This window comes from Acidobacteriota bacterium (assembly GCA_016716715.1).
In the GTDB taxonomy this organism is placed as follows: domain Bacteria; phylum Acidobacteriota; class Thermoanaerobaculia; order UBA5066; family UBA5066; genus Fen-183.
Window position 1 is genome coordinate 375,610 of sequence record JADJVE010000002.1, and the last position, 16,043, is coordinate 391,652.

At 70.9% G+C, this 16,043-nt stretch carries 12 protein-coding genes; 4 read left to right on the forward strand and 8 right to left on the reverse strand.

Going from position 1 to position 16,043, the window contains the following annotated elements; all coding sequences use genetic code 11:
- Window positions 1–26 precede the first annotated feature (26 nt).
- Entirely contained in the window at window positions 27–863 is an 837-nt protein-coding gene (gene mazG / locus IPL89_04200; GenBank protein ID MBK9062386.1) for a nucleoside triphosphate pyrophosphohydrolase, read from the forward strand.
- Here mazG and IPL89_04205 read toward each other — a convergent pair.
- Both IPL89_04205 and IPL89_04210 read right to left on the reverse strand, forming a co-directional pair.
- Window positions 838–1,764 carry a divergent polysaccharide deacetylase family protein gene (locus IPL89_04205; GenBank protein MBK9062387.1) on the reverse strand — a complete coding sequence of 309 codons (927 nt, stop codon included), beginning with the start codon at window positions 1,762–1,764 and terminating at the stop codon, window positions 838–840. The genes mazG and IPL89_04205 overlap by 26 nt on opposite strands.
- The gene (locus tag IPL89_04210) at window positions 1,761–3,068 is read right to left on the reverse strand and encodes a PDZ domain-containing protein (GenBank protein ID MBK9062388.1); all 1,308 of its coding nucleotides are present in this window, start codon (window positions 3,066–3,068) and stop codon (window positions 1,761–1,763) included. The genes IPL89_04205 and IPL89_04210 overlap by 4 nt, the downstream gene beginning before the upstream one ends.
- Before the next feature lie 29 nt (window positions 3,069–3,097).
- Here IPL89_04210 and IPL89_04215 point away from each other — a divergent pair, with 29 nt between their 5' ends.
- Window positions 3,098–5,815, forward strand: coding sequence for an EAL domain-containing protein (locus IPL89_04215; GenBank protein MBK9062389.1), 2,718 nt, complete (start codon window positions 3,098–3,100; stop codon window positions 5,813–5,815).
- Between the two features lie 13 nt (window positions 5,816–5,828).
- Here IPL89_04215 and IPL89_04220 read toward each other — a convergent pair whose 3' ends face one another.
- Together IPL89_04220 and IPL89_04225 are read right to left on the reverse strand one after the other, a co-directional pair.
- Window positions 5,829–6,638 (reverse strand): peptidoglycan DD-metalloendopeptidase family protein, encoded by an 810-nt coding sequence (locus tag IPL89_04220; GenBank protein ID MBK9062390.1) that lies wholly within the window; start codon window positions 6,636–6,638, stop codon window positions 5,829–5,831.
- 398 nt (window positions 6,639–7,036) lie between these two features.
- Window positions 7,037–9,226 (reverse strand): alkaline phosphatase family protein, encoded by a 2,190-nt coding sequence (locus IPL89_04225; protein MBK9062391.1) that lies wholly within the window; start codon window positions 9,224–9,226, stop codon window positions 7,037–7,039.
- Window positions 9,227–9,302: 76 nt separating this feature from the next.
- Here IPL89_04225 and IPL89_04230 point away from each other — a divergent pair, with 76 nt between their 5' ends.
- Complete coding sequence (locus tag IPL89_04230) at window positions 9,303–10,796, forward strand: ABC transporter substrate-binding protein (protein ID MBK9062392.1); 1,494 nt, start codon at window positions 9,303–9,305, stop codon at window positions 10,794–10,796.
- Here the strand turns inward: IPL89_04230 and IPL89_04235 are convergent.
- Genes IPL89_04235 through IPL89_04250 form a run of 4 tightly spaced genes read right to left on the reverse strand, consistent with a single transcriptional unit; the run spans window position 10,793 to window position 14,614 of the window.
- Entirely contained in the window at window positions 10,793–12,001 is a 1,209-nt protein-coding gene (locus IPL89_04235; protein MBK9062393.1) for a DUF1697 domain-containing protein, read from the reverse strand. The genes IPL89_04230 and IPL89_04235 overlap by 4 nt on opposite strands.
- Window position 12,002: 1 nt before the next feature.
- Window positions 12,003–12,875 (reverse strand): EamA family transporter, encoded by an 873-nt coding sequence (locus tag IPL89_04240; protein MBK9062394.1) that lies wholly within the window; start codon window positions 12,873–12,875, stop codon window positions 12,003–12,005.
- Window positions 12,872–13,975, reverse strand: coding sequence for a serine/threonine-protein phosphatase (locus IPL89_04245; protein ID MBK9062395.1), 1,104 nt, complete (start codon window positions 13,973–13,975; stop codon window positions 12,872–12,874). The genes IPL89_04240 and IPL89_04245 overlap by 4 nt, the downstream gene beginning before the upstream one ends.
- A 12-nt stretch (window positions 13,976–13,987) precedes the next feature.
- Entirely contained in the window at window positions 13,988–14,614 is a 627-nt protein-coding gene (locus tag IPL89_04250; protein ID MBK9062396.1) for an HAD family hydrolase, read from the reverse strand.
- Between the two features lie 39 nt (window positions 14,615–14,653).
- Here IPL89_04250 and sthA point away from each other — a divergent pair, with 39 nt between their 5' ends.
- Window positions 14,654–16,042 carry a Si-specific NAD(P)(+) transhydrogenase gene (gene sthA / locus IPL89_04255; protein MBK9062397.1) on the forward strand — a complete coding sequence of 463 codons (1,389 nt, stop codon included), beginning with the start codon at window positions 14,654–14,656 and terminating at the stop codon, window positions 16,040–16,042.
- Window position 16,043: the final 1 nt, after the last annotated feature.

A 16,043-nucleotide genomic window follows, 5' to 3' on the forward strand; every position in this document is an offset into this window, starting at 1 on the left:
GGGACGGGAGCGGGAGGTCAGCGCCGATGCAGAAAAATCTTCCAGTCGGAGACCCCGGCGACGCCGCGGCGGCCCTCGTCCGCCTCATGGAGAGGCTCCGGCAGGAGTGCCCCTGGGACCGGAAACAGACGTTCCAGACCCTGTCGGGATACCTCCTCGAGGAGTGCCACGAGGTCCTCGACGCGCTCCAACGTGAGGACTTCGGCGAGCTGGAGGGGGAGCTGGGCGACCTTCTCTTCGAGATCGTCTTTCTCGCCGAGCTCGGCCGGGAGCGGGGCGCCTTCGACTTCGCGTCGCTCGCCCGCCGCATCCACGACAAGATGGTCGCGCGCCACCCCCACGTCTTCGGCGAGGCGAGCGTCCACGACGCCGAGGGCGTGCGCGTCCAGTGGGAAGAGCTCAAGCGCAAGGAGCGCGAGAAGGAAGGGCGCCCGCCTTCCCCGTTCGACGGAGTCCCCCGTGCGCTGCCGGCCCTCCTCAAGGCCGGGCGCCTCACGTCGCGCGCCGCGGACCTCGGCTTCGACTGGGAGCGCGACGCCGACGTCCTCGCGAAGCTGGACGAGGAGGTCGCCGAGTTCAAGGCAGAGCTGGAGTCTCCGCCGGATTCCGACCCGGCCGTCCACAAAGCCCGCGTCGCCGGCGAGATCGGCGACCTCCTCTTCACGGTCGTCAACGTCGCCCGCCGGCACGGCGTCGACCCGGAGGCCGCCCTGCAGGGCACGAACGACAAGTTCCGGCGGCGGTTCGAGGAGGTGGCGCGGAGGGCCGGGGCGGCCGGGAAAAGCGTGAAGGACACCCCCCTCGCGGAACTGGACGCTCTGTGGGATCAGGTGAAGGCTACGGAACCAGCTCGGAGACCTTGACGAGCCTCGCCCCGGAGCTCTTCTCCGAAGCCAATCTCTTCTCCAGAAAAGCCAGCGTCTCCTTGTGCGGGTGGCCGATGACGATGGCCTCGCCCTTCTTCGCCGCGATCTGAAGGGCGCGGGCCCACGCGGCATCCCGCGCCTCCGGCGCGCCGCCCTTCGCGGACGTCTCGGCCGCGACGTCGTCGAGGAACACGTCGCGGGCGAGGAAGGGCACGCGCATCGCCGCCGCCTCCGCCCCCACGACCGAGGCTCCCGTCGTCCGCGAGTCGAGGAAGAAGAGGCCCTTCTCCTTCACGACGGCGAGGACTGCGCGCACGACGCGCGCGTCGGCCGTCGCCTTCGAGCCCTGGTGGTTGTTGACCCCGAGGGCTCCGGGCGTCCTCGCGAGCGCCTGCAGCACCTTTGCGCGGATCACGTCGTCCGCGTCGCGCGAGCCGATCGCCTCGGCCTCGGACGGGCCCGCCTCGGGCTCCATCGGGAGGTGAACGAGAAGATCCCAGCCTTTCTCTTTCGCGAGCGCGACGGCCCGCGCCGCGTGGGGAGCGCTCGGGATCACCGCGACCGCAAGGGGCGCGTTCCAGCCCGCGAGCGCATCGAGCGCGTGCGGGTCGTAGCCGAGGTCGTCGAGGAGGACCGCCACGACGCCGGCTCCGGCGCGACCGTCTACGGACTCGAAGTCCGCCGGCATGCGGACCGCAGGGACCTTCCGGGGCGCAGCGGGCGCCGGCGCGGCGGCCGCGGGCGCCCTCGCGGGGGCGGGCGCGGAACGCTCGGGCGCGCGGCACCCGCGCAGGGCCCACGTCACCCCCGCCCCGAGCGCGACGGCGAAAACGAGCAGGGCCGCCGTGCGGAATCCGCCGCCGGACTTCTTCTTCGCCCGGCCCGTTCGGGGCGTCACGCCGCCGCTTTGAGCCGGACGGACTCCCCGAGGATCTTGAGCCCGCGTTTGAGAATCAGGTCGCCCTTGCCGGTGGCTTCGTCGGGCGGCCCGTGGAAGACGCGGTCGTCAGGCTGGAGGCCCTTGGGGCAGAGCGTCTTGCCGGCCAGCGTGTGGACTTTCCCGACGGAGAGCTTGAGCGACCCGCCGCTCGAGAGTCTCACGACCTGCGCCGTGAACGCCATGCCGACCGTCGTCTCGCCGACGAGGCGGACGGGCAGGTTCTCGGCGCCCTTCACGGTGTCGAGCCCCGGGTCCGCGTCGACGGCATCCTCGTCTTCCTTCTTCGCCTTCTCATCGCGGACGAGCTTCGGCGCGGGCGCCGGCGCGCGCACGGTGGCCTCGCGCACCGCCGACGCGAAGAGCTCGGCGGGCCCGGCGGTGCCGCTGTCCACGAGGACGACCAGCCGGCTCTCGTGGACGCGGTCGCCCGGCTCGGCGCGGAACGTCTTGGTCTCGATCCTGCGGCCCTTGAGCTCGCCCAGCGGGCCCGCGGCCACGAACAGCGCCGCGGCGCGCGCGGCCTCTTCGAAGGTGCCGGTCGCGTTGTTGCGCACGTCGAGGACGAGCGCGTGCGTGCGGTCGAGCGGCTCGAGGATCTTCCGGATCGCCGCAGCTGCGCCCGGAGTGAAGGACGGGATCCTCACGACGGTCTCGCCCTCCACGCGCTGGGCCGACGGCGTCGCCGGGGACCAGCTCGCGCGCACGATGTCGATCGTCCGGTGGCGCGGCTTGCCTTCGCGCACGACCTCGAGCCGCACGCGGCCCCCGGCCTTGCCGGAAAGCTTCGCGTCGAGCTCCCAGAGCGGCATGTTCCGCGTGAGCTGCCCGTCCACTTTTTCCACCACGTCGTCGCTCTTGATGCCCGCCGCCGCGGCGGGGCTGCCGTCCACGGCCGCGACGACGACCGGGTAGCCGAAGCGCCGGGCGAGGACGAGACCGGTGTCGACGACGTCCTTCCTGTCCTTCGAGGCCTCCCAGGCCGTGAACGCGGCCATCTTGTCGGGCGGCACGTACTCGGAGAACGGGTCGAGGGCTTCGGTCATGCCCGAGAAAGCGCCCGAGAGGAGCGGCTTGAGCTCGACGGGCTCGACGTAGTTGGATCTCACGAGCCCGAGGACCTCCGTGAAGAGGCCGAGCGGGCGGTAGAGGGCGTCGTTCTTCTCCTGGGCCTTCTCGTCCGCTCCCATGCCGGGGAGGACCACGAAGAGCGCGAGGAGGAGGGACGCGGAGGCGACGAGACCGGCGACGCGGGATTTGCTCACCGATGGATGATACTTCGGCTGGCAAGCCGATGAGCGAGACGCCGGACCCCGTGACGGAGCCCGCGACACGGGCGATACGGTCCGCGCGCGCGGCGGACGACGCGATCGGGGACCGCCACGTCCTGATCCTCATCGGGATGGCGGCCGTCGGCATCGCCTGCCTCGGCTTCGCCGGCGTAAGGCTCGCCGTGACGCTTCGGACCGGAGCGCTCACGCCGTGGTGGGCCAACGCGGCCGGGTTCCTCGCCACCGCGGGCCTCTTCTTCTGGTACCGGCGTTCCCCGCGGACGCGGAGCGGGATCACCGCGCACGCGACCGCCTTCGTCGCAACGTTCGCGCTCCTGGTGCCGCTTGCGTACGGCATGGTGTCGAGTGTCTGGTGGCTGTCCCTCGTCGGGTTCGCCATGGTGCTCCTCGGGCGGCGCATGGAAGCCCTCGTCTGGGGGGCCGGCATTCCGCTCGTCGTGCTCCTCGCGCTCGCCGCCGAGCCGTACGTCCGCATCGCGGGCGCCGCAGGCGAGCCGGCGCTCGAGGCCGCACTCTCGCGGGTCGTCTTCGTGATTCTCCTCGTCGCCCTCGCAGCCGCGTTCCGGGGCGTCGCCGAGCGCCGCGCCCTCGCCCTGCGCGCGAGCGAAGAGACGTCGCGCGCGCTCGCGGAGGCCGTCCGGGTGTCGCGGCAGATGCTCCTCCTCGTCCTCGACAACATCCCGCAGCTCGTCTTCTGGAAGGATCGGAACTCCGTCTACCTCGGCTCCAACGCGAACTTTGCCGCCGCGGCCGGCGTCGGCTCCCCGGACGGCATCGTCGGCAAGACCGACTACGACCTGCCGTGGAAAGCGACGGAGGCGGAAAAGTACCGGCAGGACGACCGGGAGGTCATGGAATCCCGCAAGCCCCGCCTGCGCTTCGCCGAGACGCAGCTCATGGCCGACGGAAAGCTCGCATACGTCGAGACGAACAAGATCCCGCTCCACGACGCCGACGGCAACGTCGTCGGAGTGCTCGGGACCTACGAGGACGTCACGGAACGCCGGGCCGCCGAGCAGCGCGTCGAGTACCTCGCGTACCACGACGGCCTGACCGGCCTTCCGAACCGGAGGCTCCTCGAGGACCGCCTCTTCCAGGCGATCGCGTCGGCGCAGCGCTACGGGCGCACCGTGGCCGTCCTGTTCCTCGACCTCGACCGCTTCAAGGCCGTCAACGACCGGTACGGGCACGAAGGCGGGGACGCGCTCCTCAAGGAGATCGCGGTGCGGCTGACCGGCGCCGTCCGCTCCGGCGACACCGTCGCGCGCCTCGGCGGCGACGAGTTCGTCCTTCTCCTCGTGGAGCTCCAGGGCCGCGAGGACGTCCTGGCCGCGATCGACCGGGTCATGGCGGCCGTGCGCGAGCCCGTCCGCATCGAGGGCGTCCCGGCCTCGGTGACGGCGAGCGTCGGGGCGTCCGTCTTTCCCGAAGACGGGGCGGACGGCGACGGGCTGCTGCGCTTCGCGGACGCCGCGATGTATCAGGCCAAGGAGAGCGGGCGTGACCGCCACCTCTTCTTCGACTCCGGCATCGCGCGCACGATGACCGCCCACCACCGCGAGCGCGACCGCATCGCGGCGGCCCTCGCGAACCGGGAGTTCAGCCTGGCCTACCAGCCGACCGTGAACATGCGGACGGGCGCCGTCATCGGCGCCGAGGCGCTCATCCGGTGGAACCCTCCCGGCCTCGCGACGCGGCTGCCCGGCGAATTCCTCCCGGCGATCGAGAGGACGGACCTCATCGTCGACGTCGGAACGTGGGTGCTCGAGGAAGCTCTCGCGCGCGTCGAGGACTGGAAGAAGCGCGGGCTCGACCTGAACGTCGGCGTGAACGTCGCCTCGCGCCAGATCCAGCACCCGGACTTCTTCGAGACCGTCCGCGCCGCCCTCGAGCGGCACCCGCTCGTCGCGCCCCGCCAGCTCGAGATCGAGATTCTGGAGACGACGGCGCTCGACGACATGGGCGTCGTGCAGGGGGCGATGGCGCGGTGCCGCGAGATCGGCGTGCGGTTCTGCCTCGACGACTTCGGGACGGGCTATTCCTCGCTCTCGTACTTCCGGCGCCTCCCGCTCGACGTCGTGAAGATCGACCAGAGCTTCGTGAGGGACATGCTCGACGACCGGGAGGACCTCGGAATTGTCGAGGGCGTCCTCAGCATGGCGGCGATCTTCGGCCGCGACGTCGTCGCCGAGGGCGTCACGAGCCCCGGCCACCCGCTCATGCTGCTGCGGCTCGGCTGCGAGCTCGCGCAGGGCTACCTCATCGCGCGGCCGATGTCGGGGGACGCCTTCACGGATTGGCTCGCGGCGTGGACGCCCGACGCCTCGTGGACCTCGGCGACGGAGCACCCCTGGCCGCTCGACGATTTTCCGCTCGTCACGGGCGCGCAGGAGCACGCGGCCTGGGTCGACCGCGCCCTCCGGAGGACCGACGGCACAGGCGCGCGGCTGCCCCTGGAGGAAATGGGATCGCACGACGGCTGCCGGCTGGGCCGGTGGTTCCGGGGGACCGGCCGCCGGCACCACGGGCATCTCCCCTCCTTCGCGGAGGCGGCCCGGCTCCACAAGGAAGTCCACGACGCGGTCGCGCGGCTCGGCGGCTTCCCGGCAACGCGGATGGGCGCCGGGGCCGAGGCCCTGCGTTCCGCCGTCCTCGACGTCCGGGATCGTCTCGTCGTGGAGCTGCGCGTCCTGCAGGCCGAGGCGCACCGGCCCGGCTGAGGCGCTCCCGCGGTCAGCGCAGCCAGGTCGCCGGGTCGGCCGAGGTCCGGTTGTCGCGGATCTCGAAGTAGAGCCCCGAGGGCTCGTCCTCCGGGGACTCGCCGAGAATCCCGACGCGGTCGCCGATCGCGACGCGCTCGCCGCGGCCGATCGTCCCCGTCGCGAGGCGCCCGTAGAGCGTGAAGACGCCGTCACCGTGGTCCACGACGACGAGGTTCCCGTAGCCCTTGAGCCACTGTGCGTAGACGACCTCGCCCGAGAAGACGGCGCGGACCGGCGAGCCCGTCGGCGCGTCGAGCGTCCAGCCGGAGGAGCGCAGGAACGTCTTCGGGAACTTCGGGTTCGCGATGCGCCCGAACGGCACCGCGACCTTGCCCTTGAGGGGCCAGTCCAGGGCGCCTCGGTACTTGCGCACCGAGGCGGCGCCCGGCGCGAGCGCTCGGCCGCGGCCCTCGAGGAGGTCGAGGAGGCCCGCGAGCCGCTCGGACTTGTCCTCCAGCGTCGAAACCTGCTTCTGCTCGACGCGCGCCGTCTCGTGCACCTGCGCGAGGAGCGCGGCCTTGCGCGTGCGGGCCGCGGCGAACGCAACCTCTTTCTTCCGGCTCTCGGTCAGGAGGTCCGCCAGCTCGCGCTTCTTGACGGCGAGCTCCTCCTCGCGCGCGGCGAGCGTCGCAGCCGCCTCCTCGTTGCGCGCGAGAAGTGACGCGTCGCGCCGCGCGAGGTGCGTCAGGAGACGGAGCCCGTTCAGGAACGACCCCGCCGAGTCCGCCGCCGCGAGCGGCCGCAGGTACCCGAGGCGCCCGAGCCGGTAGAGAGCGGACATGCGCGTCCCGAGGTCTCTGCGACGCGCGTCCGCATCCCGGAGCGCCGCGTCCCGGTCGGTCGCGGCGCGCGCCGCCTCCCGCTCGGCCTCGGCCTTGCGCAGGTCGAGGACGCGCCGCTCGCCCGTCTGGATCTGGAGATCGAGGTCGGCCGTCTCGAGCTGCCCCTTGAGGTCGGCCTCGCGCCGTTTCGACGTCTCGAACCGGCTCTTCAGCTCGGCGAGCCGGCGGCGCAGCTCCGCGAGCTCGCGCTTCCGCTCTTCGACGCCAAGCGACGCCGCGGGCTTCTCCGGCGCCGCCGCGGCCTCCGCCTCGGGCGTGGGAGCCTCCGCGGGCTCCTGTGCCGCGGCCGGGGCGGCCGAGAGGACCGCGGCGAGGATCGGGGCGGCGAGACGCGGCCTCAGAACAGCGGGGCCCCGTCGAGCTTCTCGCGCGCGGGAACGCCGAGCGCGTGGAGGATCGTGGCCGGGACGTCCGCGATCCAGGGGGTCTTCCCGGCCGGGAGCGGGCGGTTCGCGAAGAGGATGCCCGGCACGAGCGCCGGGTCGAGCGAACAGTGGTCGCCGGACCAGACCTGAGCGTTGTCCTCGAACATCTCCTTCGTGACGACCCCGAGGCTCCCCTGCCAGCCGATGCGGTATCCCGCCGTGTTCGTGACGAAGAGATCGGGGATCACGTCCGCGTCGAAGGAGCCGTACGCCTCCTCGCGCGTGAAGATGCGCGAGACGGCACGCAGCCCCGTCTTCGGGTCGACGAGCGTCACGAGCTTCCTCTTGATCTCCTCGCGCACGGCCTCGTACTCGGCGCCCGGCGCCACGATGCCTTTGCCCTCGCGGCCCTTGAGGTTCACGTAGATGTCGCCGAGGCCCATCGCGTAGGCCCGGGTCTTCGACCAGTCCACGTTCGGCCAGAACTCGCCCTTGCCGAACAGCGCCTCGAGATCGGCCTGCTTGCCGTCGTTGCCGGTCAGGACCATGAAGCCGTTCTCGACCAGCCAGGTGTTGTAGTTCACGGACCGGCGCCACGTGGCGAATCCGTGGTCCGACAGGACCATGAGGACGTCCTCGGGAGCGAGTTTCTTCATCGCGTCGCCCACGAGGCCGTCCATCTGCTCGTAAGTCTTCTCCATGAAAGGCGCCCACTTCTTCGCCTTCTCGGCGTCGTACGCGGGATGCCCGGAATCGAGGAAGCGCCAGAAGCAGTGCCCCACGCGGTCGGGGAACTCGTAGATCTGGACGAACAGCCCGACCTCCTTCTCGTCGAGGAAGTCGTTCATCATCTTCCGGAAGGGCACGATCGTCTGCGCGACGTCTTCGAGGAAAGCCCCCTCGTCGATCGTCTCCTCGCTCATCGACCACGTGTCGATCTGCCAGCCCATCGTCTTGTAGGCGCCGTAGCGCGACGCGAGCTTCTTCGCGAGGGCGCCGGGCGCCGTGATCTTGATCGAGGGCGGCAGGTCCGACGGATTGAAGTGGATCGGCGAGAGGTAGAGCTTGACCTCCGGGCTGATCGCCGCGAGGTGGAAGCGTCCGATGCCCGTCAGCGTCACGAGGGCGTTGAACGGGAACTTGAAGACGACCCACGGCGACCACTCTCCGACCTTCAGCGTGACGGGCTCCGAGCCCTTCGGCTCGATCAGCAGACTCGCCTCGTCCGCCGCGACCGTCAGCGTCATCGGCGCCTTGATCACCGGAGGTTCGGGGAAGAGCTTGTTGTAAGGCCCGAAGACCTCCGTCTGGATGGTCCCCTTGTTCGACTCGAGGCGGACCAGCTCGACGGAGAACTCGTTCTTGTTCTTGGGCGCGAAGAACGGGTCGGACGTGTAGAACGACGGCGTCCCGATGCGCCCGCGCACGTCCGGCACGCCGAGGCCGGACACCAGCCGCCCGTTGTCGTAGTCCACGGCCGGGAACGTCACGGGCACGTGCATGACGACCGAGTGGATCCCCTTGGCGCCTGCCAGCTCCCAGAACGGGGTCCCGCGGCGGTTGTTCGTCGCCCAGGGGATCTCCGAGGGAAGAAGAGAAGAGATTCGGATTCCTATGAAAGTGAATAGGGCAGCCGCAACCAGCGCGGCGACGAGGGCGGGCGTGCCGAGCCCGTGTTCGCGCCTTCTAAGAAGAATCTTCCAGAGCCCTGCCACCAGGACGAACGCCAGCCCGCCGAGCACCGCCGGAACGGCGACCTTGTTCATTTTTCCGAGCAGAAAATCCTTCTTCCCCTCTTCCGCGATCGCGAACTCGGGGCGGTAGGTCTTCGGGTTCCGCTTCAGGAAGTCGAAGATCATCGTGCGGCCGGGAGAGAGGCCCGTCGAGAACGTCGACCACGAGACCGGCGTCTGCGCGGGGATCGTCGGCAGCAGCTGCGAGAACCCGCCCTTCTTCGCGAGCGCCGCGAGATTCGGGAGCTTGCCCTCTTCGATCATCTTCTTCACGAGCGCGTGGTCGGCGCCGTCGAAGCCGAGGACGACGACGCGCGGCGCGGACGCGGCCGCGGGCGGCGCGGCGAGAAGGGAGACGATCGGAAGGAGCGCGGCGAGGGCGGCGATCCCGGCCGGGCGGACGCTAGACTGCGGGGTCTTGAACGGCATGGGGCATTCTAGCTGCGAGCGGAGGCGCTCTCGCGCCTCCGAATTCCTTCGAAGGACGCTCCCTGTCGCCGGCGCTTTGCTCGCCGCGAGCTGCAGCCGCTCTTTACCTTCGAAGAATCCTCTCGATTCCCTCGTCGTCGCAATCGAATCCTCGCCGCTCCACTTCGACCCGCGCGTCGGAACGGACCAGGCCTCGTGGCGCACGCACGACGTCCTCTACGACGCGCTCCTGAAGAAGGGTGCCGGCGGCGAGTTCCTGCCCGATCTCGCCGAGACCTGGTCGACGGACGACGCGGTGACGTGGCGCTTCCGCCTGAAGAGCGGCGTGAAGTTCCACGACGGTCGCCCGTGCGAAGCCGCCGACGTCGCGTTCACCTACAAAAGTCTCCTTGCGGACGGCTTCGCGAGCGGCAAGAAGGAGCCGCTCCGGATCATCGAGTCGATCGAGACGCCCTCGCCCCTCGACGTCGTCTTCCGGCTGAAGCAGCCGTACGCGTCCTTCCCGCTCCAGCTCCTGCTCGGCATCCTGCCGCGCGGGACGACGCCGCAACAGGCGGACGCCGCGCCCGTCGGGACGGGCCCGTGGCGGTTCGTCGAGGCGCGCGCGGACGACCGCGTCGTCTTCGCGCGCTTCGCCGGCGCCGTCGGCGGCGACGCGAAGCTCGCACGCCTCGTCCTGCGCGTCGTCCCGGACGCGACGACGCGCGCCCTCGAGCTCCTGAATGGCTCGCTCGACCTCTCGCTCAACAACCTCCCGCCCGACCTCCTCCCGCGCCTCGGAGAAAGCCCGCGCCTCGCAGTCACGATCCGGCCCGGCTCGACGTACGCGTACCTCGCGTTCAACTTCCGAGACCCCGTGCTCGGCAACGCGAAGGTGCGGCGGGCCCTCGCCCTCGCGCTCGACCGCGGCGCGATCGCGCACGGCCTCTTCCGCGACACGGTGGAGCTGACGGAGACGCTCCTCCCGCCGGGGCACTGGGCGCGGCTCGACGGCCTCCCGCCGCTCGCGCGCGACCTCGCCGCCGCGCGCCGCCTCCTCGACGAGGCGGGCTTCCCGGATCCCGGCGGCGGGAAGCCGCGCTTGACGCTGGCCTACAAGACGTCCACGGACGAGACCTCGATCCTGCAGGCGACGGCGATCGCCGCGCAGTGGAAGGAAGCGGGCGTCGAGACGAAGATCCGCTCGAACGACTTCGCGACGTTCTACCAGGACGTCGTGAAGGGGAACTTCCAGCTCTTCTCGCTGCGCTGGCAGGGCATCGTCGACCCCGACCACTACCACGAGGTTTTCCTCTCGACGTCCGTCCCGCCGAAGGGCTGGAACCGCGGGTTCTACGCCGACCCCGACGTCGACCGCTGGATCGAGGAGGCGCGGCGCATCGTCGACCGCGCAACGCGAAAGGAGCTCTACGCCGGGATCCAGCGCCGCGCGGCGGAGTCGCTGCCCTACGTCTCGCTCTACACGATGAAGGCCGTCGCGGTCCACGCGAGGGACCTCACCGGCCTCGAGACCATGCACGAGACGGCGGACTTCACGTTTCTCCGGAACGTCGGGCGGAAGCAGCCCTAGGCCGCGGACTCGAACTCGTCCGATATCGCGGCCCAGACTTCCGCCGGCTTCGTCTGGACGACGAGGTGCGGGGCGTCGAGCTCGACGACCGTTGCGAACGGCACACCCTTGAGGAGCGCCCGCGTGCGCGCGGGCGAGACGAGGCGATCCCGCGTTCCGAGGATCGCGAGGAGGGGCGCCGCGAGGAGCGGGGCGATCTCGTCGGCCGTCGCCGTGAACGCGGAGGCGAGGCGCGCCTCGAGGACTTCTCGCGGGATGGCGCGGATCCCGTCGAGCGCAGCCTTCCCGAGCGCGCGGTCGCCGCCGGCGAGAACCGCTGCGGTCGTCCACGCCGGCATCCCCCGCCAGCTCGCGGCCGAAGCCGCGAGGCCGGCGGGCAGCGCCACCGGCATCTCGACGAGCGGGTTGCAGAGCGCGAGGAGCGCCACCTTCTGCCCGAGCCGAGCCGCGAGGCGCACCGCGATCGGGCCCGAGAACGACTCCGCGACGAGGACGAATCCTTCCAGGCGCTTGAGCTCCGCCTCCAACGTCGTCGCGAGGCCGTCGAGCGACTGGCTCCCGAGAGTGGGAAGCGGGACGGGCACGCACCGCGCCCAGGGCGGCGCGAGCGCGACGAACGCGTCGTAGAGCGCGGTCGAACCGTGCAGCCCCGGCAGGAGGACGACGTCCGTCTTCATGCGAATCTCTCCGCCATCCTCCGGATCGTGTTCACGTTCCGGAGCGTCGTCGGCTGGCCGAGCGCCTTTTCGAGCTGCCGGCCCGTGATCGCCGGGCCGGGCCTGGTGGTGCTTCGAGAGCCACCAGAAGTCGCGCCCGAGAACGTGGAAGCGGTCTTCTTTCGTCGAGAGAAGAGAAAGACGTTCGACGCCTGCGGCGTCGAGTTCCTTCGAAAGGAATCCCATGACGTAGGTCGGAAAGCGGGCGGCGTCCGCTTCGGAGAAAGGGCGATGGGCGGCCAGGGCCGCAACCTCTTCGAGAGTGCGGACGAAGACGGGAACTTCGAAGGAAAGTGAAGCCGCGAGCGCCTTCGCGAGCTTCGCCTCGAGTCCACTGGACACTTTCGAAGAGAAAACCACGTTCCCGCTGGCCAGGAACGTCTCCGGATCCGTGGCGCCGGCAGCCTCGAACGCCTTCTTCAGCGCGTCGCTCTTCACGACGCGCCCGCCGACGTTCACGGCCCTGAGGAACGCGGCGTAACGCGGCATGTCAGTCCGGCGACGGCGGCGTCGCGGGCTCCGCCTTGCCCGACCGCGCCCCGAGCACCGTCCGCCCCGCCACCGCCGCGAGGACGATCGCGCCGCCGAGCGCGGCCCACGTCGATGGCCGTTCGCCGAGGCCGAGGAACGCCCACAGAGGGTTGAACATCGGCTCGAGCATCCCGAGGAGCGAGGCCTCCGCGGCCGGCACGGTCTTCAGCCCCCCCACGAAGAGGACATAGCTGATCCCGAGCTGGACGACGCCGAGGAAGAGAACGAGGAGGGCACCCTTGGCGTCCAGCCCGAGGTGTCCCCACGCGAACGGCAGCGCGAGAGCGGCCGCGGCGAGGTTGCCGGCGATGACCGACGGGATCGCGTCCCCCGAGGCGTCGCGGCGCAGGAGAAGGATCGTCAACCCGAAGAAGACGCCCGAGACGACCGCGACGAGGTTTCCCGCCAGCGCGCCGGGGTCGAGCTTCCCGACGAAGAACAGCGACATGCCGCCCAGCGCCACCGCGACCGCCGCCGCGTCGATCTTCCGGAACGGCTCCTTCAGCAGGAACGGTCCGAGCGCCAGGACGTAGAGCGGCCCCGTGTACTGCAGGAAGATCGCGTTCGCGGCCGTCGTCATCTTCGTCGCCGATACGAACGTCAGGATCATCAGCGCGTAGACGATCACCGTGGACGGCGCGGCGTGCCGCCACCTCGCGCGCGAGGGGCGGAAGACGGCGAGGAGGAAGATCCCCGCCACGAACGAGCGCCAGAAGACGACGCCGACGGCGGAGAGCGGCACGAGCTTGATCGCGAGGCCGCCCGTCGACCAGAGGATCGCCGCGGCCGCGATCAGGAGGGCGCCGCGGCGCGGCCCGCCGCCGGCCGTCACGCCGGCTTGCGGCGGATCGCCGCGATCGAGACGTCGTCGTCGATCGGAACGCGGCCGAGGAACCGGTCGAGGTCGGCCGTGAGGGCCGCGACGAGCTCGCCGGGCCGCGCGCCGCTCTTGCCGGCCGCGACCGCCTCGATGCGCGCGTCGCCGTACTCCCCGCCGCTCTCGCCGCGCGCCTCGGGCAGGCCGTCGGAGTGGAAGAGCAGCGTCTCGCCGGGCGCGAGCGTCGTCGACAGGGGCGTCCACTCGGTCGTCTTCTTGATGCCGAGAGGATACGACCCCTTCCCGATCCGTTCGACCAGGCGGCCCTCGCCGTCCAGCCGGAGGACGGCCGGGTGCCCGGCCACGATCGCGGTGAACCCGCCGTCGGCTTCGAGAAGGCCGCAGATCCCCGCGAAGAAGGACCGCGAGCTGCCCGTCTCGCACAGGACCCGGTTGAGCGACGCGGCCATGGCCGCGGGCGAGGCGTCGATGCCGAGCTGCGTCCGGAAGGCCGCGTGCGTCACGGCCATCACGAGGCCCGCCGCCATCCCGTGGCCCGACGCGTCCCCGAACAGGACCGCGACGCGGCCGCCCGGGAGCGGCTCGAAGGCGTACAGGTCGCCGCCGACGGTGTTCGCGACGCGGCTCTCGCCCGCGAGCTCGAAGCACCCGATCTCGGGCAGCGGGCGCGGCACGAGCTGCGCCTGCAGCGCGCGCGCCATCACGAGCTCGTCCTTGAAGTGGAGCTTGTCCACGAGCTCCATCGCGAGGAGAAACATGAGGGCGAGAACGCAGACGAGGAGCGCGAAGTGCGACCAGCCCGTCCGGCCATCCGCCGCGGCATGCTCGAGGACCGCGAGGACGACGAGGACGAGGACGAACGCGAAGACGATCCGGCGGGGAGGCGCGAGGCGGCGGGTGAGGCCGTAGACGACGGCATTCGCCTTCCGGAGCCCCCGGCGGAACCGGCGCGGCTCGGCCTCGATCTCGAGGCGGTAGTCCTCGAAGAACGCCTCTCGCGCCCTCCGCCAGTCGACCGACCACATCCCGTGCACCTCGTCCGGGTCGAAGGAGTGGGCGGTTTCCTGAGCGAGCTTCTTCCAGTCGGCGGGCATGGCGTCCTTCTCTTACGGACCCGAGAGGCTGCGGGTTCTGGCGGCCTCGGCGAGACGGGTCACCGCCTCGAGGGACTCGACCCGCTCCCCGGACCCGTACCTGTAGCCCAGGAAGCGCACCGGCGCCCGCCGGGCGGCCTCCTCGTCGAACCGCGAGTCCCCCACGAAGACGCAGGCGTCGAGGGGAGCGCCGGCCCTCTCGGCTGCGAGGCGCACGACGGCCGGGTCGGGCTTCCCCGCCCCGGCCTCGTCGGCGCCCGTCACGGCGTCCACGAGGGAGAGGAGGCCCTGCGCCTCGAGGATGCGGCTCGCGAGCGGCCGGTTCGTGTTCGTCGCCACGGACGTCGCGACGCCCATCCGCCGCAGCTCCCGCAGCACGTCCGCGGCCTCGGGATTCGGGCGGATCCGGTCCAGCCGGGCCGCGAAGAGGCGCTCGTACGCCGCGTCCACCTCGGCCACGCTCCGCTCGGGCATGTACGCGTCGCGGTCGGCCGCCGTGCCGTTGCCGTAGATCTCGTCGAACGCCGCCCGGGAGATCTCCGCGTGCCCGAAGTGGGCGAGCGTCTCGTTGTAGACGGCGAACCACGCGTCTTCGCTGAAGACGAGGACGCCGTCCATGTCGAAAAGGACCGCGCGCATCGCGCGATCTTCACACGAGCCCGTAGAATCCCCGCCACCATGGAGAAGTTCGATCTCTTCGTCCTGGGCACGGGCCCGGCCGGGCAGCGCGCGGCTGTGCAGGCCGCCAAGCTCGGCAAGAAGGTCGGGATCTGCGAGAAGCGAGAGATGGTGGGCGGCGTCTGCGTGAACACGGGGACGATCCCGTCCAAGACGTTCCGCGAGGCCGTCCTCTACCTGAGCGGGATCGCCCAGCGCGCGAACTACGGCGCGTCCTATTCCGTGAAGGACGACGTCACGATGGAGGACCTGCTCTTCCGCTGCAACCAGGTCATCGCGCGAGAGATCGAGGTCATCCGCGCGCAGATGAAGCGCAACGGGATCGCGCTCCTCGGCGGGGCCGCGGCCTTCACGGGGCCGCACACGCTGACCGTGACCGGCTCCGCGGGCGCCGTCGAGGTGGAGGCGGAGAACGTCGTGATCGCAGTCGGGACGAAGCCGGCCCCGCCGCCGGTCCCCGTCGACGGCGAGACCGTGATCGACTCGGACGGCATCCTCACGCTCAAGAAGCTGCCGAAGTCGCTCCTCGTCATCGGAGCCGGCGTCATCGGCGTCGAGTACGCCTCGATGTTCGCGGCGCTCGGGATCGACGTCACGATCGTAGACAAGCGGCCCGTCCTCCTCGACTTCGTGGACGACCAGATCGCCGAGGCCCTCTCGTTCTTCCTGCGGAGGCTGAACTGCACCCTCCGCCTCGGCGAGGAAGTCGACGTGATCGCCGTCGAAAGGCCCGGCCATGTGGCCGCGACGCTGAAGTCGGGCAAGAAGATCGGCGCGGATCTCCTGCTCTATTCCATCGGGCGCGTCGGCGCGACGGCCTCCCTGAACCTCGCCGCCGCGGGCCTCGAGGCCGACGACCGCGGCCGCCTGAAGGTCAACGAGCACTACCAGACGGCCCAGCCGCACATCTACGCCGTCGGCGACATCATCGGCTTTCCGGCGCTCGCCTCGACGTCGGCCGAGCAGGGACGCCTCGCCTCGTGCCACGCGTTCGGCGTCCCGTGCACGTCGCTCCCCCACCTCTTTCCGTACGGGATCTACTCCGTCCCCGAGATCTCCATGGTCGGGAAGACGGAGGAGGAGCTCACGAAGGGGGCCGTCCCGTACGAGACGGGCGTCGCGCACTTCCGGGAAACCGCCCGCGGCGCGATCGTGGGCGACAACATCGGCCTCCTGAAGATCCTCGTCCACCGCGAGACGCGGCTGCTCCTCGGCGTCCACATCCTCGGGACGGCCGCGACCGAGCTCATCCACATCGGCCAGGCCTTCATCGCGCTCGGCGGCACGCTCGACGTCCTCGTGGACACCGTCTTCAACTACCCGACGTTCGCCGAGTGCTACAAGGTCGCCGCGCTGGACGCATACAACAAGCTGCGCGTCGAGAGCTGAG